Consider the following 3147-nt stretch of genomic DNA (forward strand, 5'->3'; position numbering starts at 1 on the left):
GGTCAGACCGCCGCTGCCGAGGAGGGCGGTCTGGAGCAGCAGCAACTGCGCCAGGAACAGCGGGAAGGCGAGGGGACGCGGAGCGACCGCACTGCCGCGCATCGCAACCCCCTTCCTCTCCTTCGTACTGCCGTAGGCCGTGCCGCTGATCAGTGTGCCAGATACACCGGTTCGCTCTCCAGGGCTCCGGCGGCCGGCCGCCGCACCTCCCCGGCAGCCGCCCGCACGATGGGCGCGGCGCCCCCAACCGGCCGTGGACCTCGACCGGTCCGGCTTTCTCAACGGGTTTGAGAAAGGGCCGTCGCAACCCTCGACAACGCCGTCCGGCAGCCCCGATGCTTCGTGGTGGCATGCCGGGGAGGGGACGAGGCGGCACCGCTTCCAGGACGCGGTGCCGCAGCCGCATGGAGAGGCAGCGAACGCACCCATGATCCGACGCAGAACACTGCTGGCCGCCGCGGGTGGCGGCCTGCTCGGCAGCGCACTGGCCACGGGTACGGCCCGGGCGGACGCGACGATCGCCGTCGACCCGTCGGTGTCGTACGGCACCTGGGAGGGCTGGGGCACCTCCCTGGCCTGGTGGGCGAACGTCTTCGGCGCCCGGGACGACTTCGCCGACATCTTCTTCACGACGAAGAGCACGACGTACAACGGCACCTCACTGCCCGGTCTCGGCCTGAACATCGCCCGCTACAACCTGGGCGCGTGCGGCTGGAACAGCGTGGGCGGCGCGACGATGGCCGTCTCCCCGAACATCCCCTCCTTCAAGCAGATCGAGGGCTACTGGCAGGACTGGGGCAACGAGGACCCGGCCTCCGCGGCCTGGAAGTGGACGGCCGACGCCGCCCAGCGGGCCATGCTCGTGAAGGCCACCCAGCGCGGCGCGGTCTCCGAGCTGTTCGCCAACTCCCCCATGTGGTGGATGTGTTCCAACCACAACCCGTCCGGCGCGGCCGACGGCGGCAACAACCTCCAGTCCTGGAACCACCGGCAGCACGCCGCCCACCTCGCCGCCGTCGCCCTGTACGCCCGGCAGCACTGGGGCGTGGACTTCGCGACGGTGGAGCCCTTCAACGAGCCCTCCTCGTCCTGGTGGACGGCGACCGGCACCCAGGAGGGCTGTCACATCGACGCGGCCACCCAGGCGGCCGTACTGCCGTATCTGCGCTCGGAGTTGGACAAGCGGGGACTGACCGGCACCCGGATCGCCGCGTCCGACGAGACGAGCTACGACCTGGCCCGCACCACCTGGAACTCCTTCTCCGGCACGGTCAAGGGGTACGTCGACCGGGTCAACGTGCACGGCTACCAGGGCTCCGGGGGCCGCCGGGACCTGCTGTACACGGACGTGGTGACCACTGCCCGCAAGGCCCTGTGGAACTCCGAGACCGGCGACGGCGACGCCACCGGCCTGACGACGGCGGGCAACCTCCTCTACGACTTCCGCTGGCTGCACCCCACGGCCTGGGTGTACTGGCAGGTGATGGACCCCAGCGCGGGCTGGGCGGCGATCACCTACGACCCGGACACCCGGCAGCCCGGCGCGGTACAGACGAAGTACTACGTCCTCGCCCAGTTCACCCGGCACATCCGCCCCGGCATGACGATCCTGGACACCGGCGTGAGCTACGCGGCGGCGGCCCTGGACCGGCCGGCGAGACGCCTGGTGATCGTCGCCGCCAACACCTCCGCCTCCGCCCAGACCCTGACCTTCGACCTGTCCCGCTTCGCCGCCGTCACCGGCGGGCCGGGCGGCCTGGTGCCCCGCTGGAACACGGTCACGACGGGCGGCGACCGCTACACACCGCACTCCGACATCCGGCTGAACGGCACGTCGGTGTCGGTCCCGTTCGCGCCGAAGTCGGTCCAGACCCTCCAGATCGACGGCGTCACCGGATAGTCCCGAAGCCACCGGCCGCACAACCCTGGACATCATTGCCCTGTCTTCAAGGTGTACGAAGCGCAACGCATCGATGCTCTTTTCACACCGTGAGGACCACTTCCATGAAGTACCGTCCGGCCGTGATCACGGCCGCCGCCTCCCTCGCCCTGCTCGCCGGCACACCCGCCGCCGGGGCGGCGGAGGGCGGCCTGGACTCCCTGCCCGCCTGCACCGACGTGTCGACCGCGTACGGCGACTACGAACAGCGTGACCTGAAGGCGTCGCTCGACATCACCGCCGGCGAACTGGTGCCGGGCGCCGACTGGACCCCGGCCAAGGGCACCCTGACCAACCTGGGCAGGCGGGACCTCCCGGAGGTCGGGGTGAGCGCCTACCCCTGGCTCCAGACCGAGGACCCCGAGTACCAGGACATGACCAAGTTCGTGAAGGTGGAGGTGCGCGCGGAGGACGGCACCTGGAAGCCCGCGGACGGCAGCAAGACCGTCGACACCGCCCCGCTGCCGTCCGGCCGGACCCACACGTACGACCTGCGGATACGGGTGATCAAGGACGTACCGGCGGGACTCGGCGGCTCCGAGTTCAACTTCACGGGCACCTTCGCGGACGTGTACCGCTTCCCGGACACCGGCAAGGAGGTGGACTGCGCGGCCGAGGCGATCGGATACGACGCGTTCCGCATCCGGCACGCGACCGCCACCCCCAAGCCGGCTCCGAGCTCCGCGCGGCCCACGCCGACCGCCTCCCGCACCCCGACGTCCGCCCCGGCCTCGGCCCACCCCTCGGCGTCCCCGAGCACCACCGCGTCCACCACGTCCACCGCGTCCCCCACCTCGACGGCATCGGCCGTCCCCGTCCCCGTTCCCGCCCCCTCCACCACGGACGGTGAACTGGCGAAGACCGGCGGCTCCGACGCCACCCTCCCGCTCGCCGGGGCGGCCGCCCGCCTGCAACGAGGAGCGGCTGGCCCCCGGCGCCGGTTTCGACGAGCACCCGCACAGCCACACCGAGATCGTCACCTGGGTCCTCGAGGGCGAGCTGACCCACCGCGACTCCGCCGGGCACGAGACCCGGGTCGGCCCCGGGGACGTGCAGCACCTGAGCGCGGCGGCGGGCGTGCGGCACGTGGAACGCAACGACGGGCCGGCCCCGCTGACCTTCCTCCAGATGTGGCTGACCCCCCGCGAGCCCGGCGGCACCCCGTCCTACACGCTCGTCCCGGCCGCCGGGGGTCCCGTGAGGTACGC

The 3147-nt window shown here is 71.8% G+C and carries 2 protein-coding genes and 1 pseudogene; 2 read left to right on the top strand and 1 reads right to left on the bottom strand.

Features of this window, described 5'->3' with window-relative positions; translation table 11 throughout:
- The first annotated feature begins 427 nt into the window (after positions 1–427).
- Positions 428–1900: a glycoside hydrolase gene (locus H5J33_RS28885; protein ID WP_181797765.1), complete on the top strand. Its 1473-nt coding sequence runs from the start codon at positions 428–430 to the stop codon at positions 1898–1900.
- A 373-nt stretch (positions 1901–2273) separates the two neighbouring features.
- Here the strand turns inward: H5J33_RS28885 and H5J33_RS28890 are convergent, their stop codons facing one another.
- The gene (locus H5J33_RS28890; protein ID WP_181797766.1) at positions 2274–2732 is read right to left on the bottom strand and encodes a hypothetical protein; all 459 of its coding nucleotides are present in this window, start codon (positions 2730–2732) and stop codon (positions 2274–2276) included.
- Positions 2733–2845: 113 nt separating this feature from the next.
- On the opposite strand from H5J33_RS28890, the pseudogene H5J33_RS28895 reads away from it, so the two are divergent.
- Positions 2846–3147 (top strand): annotated as a pseudogene (locus H5J33_RS28895) (pirin family protein); the annotation flags it as partial.

The organism is Streptomyces sp. WELS2 (genome assembly GCF_013870595.1).
GTDB lineage: Bacteria > Actinomycetota > Actinomycetes > Streptomycetales > Streptomycetaceae > Streptomyces.

Excerpts from the sequence above, each read along its gene's own strand:
- H5J33_RS28885 (WP_181797765.1), top strand. The coding sequence starts at position 428 with ATGATCCGACGCAGAACACTGCTGGCCGCCGCGGGTGGCGGCCTGCTC.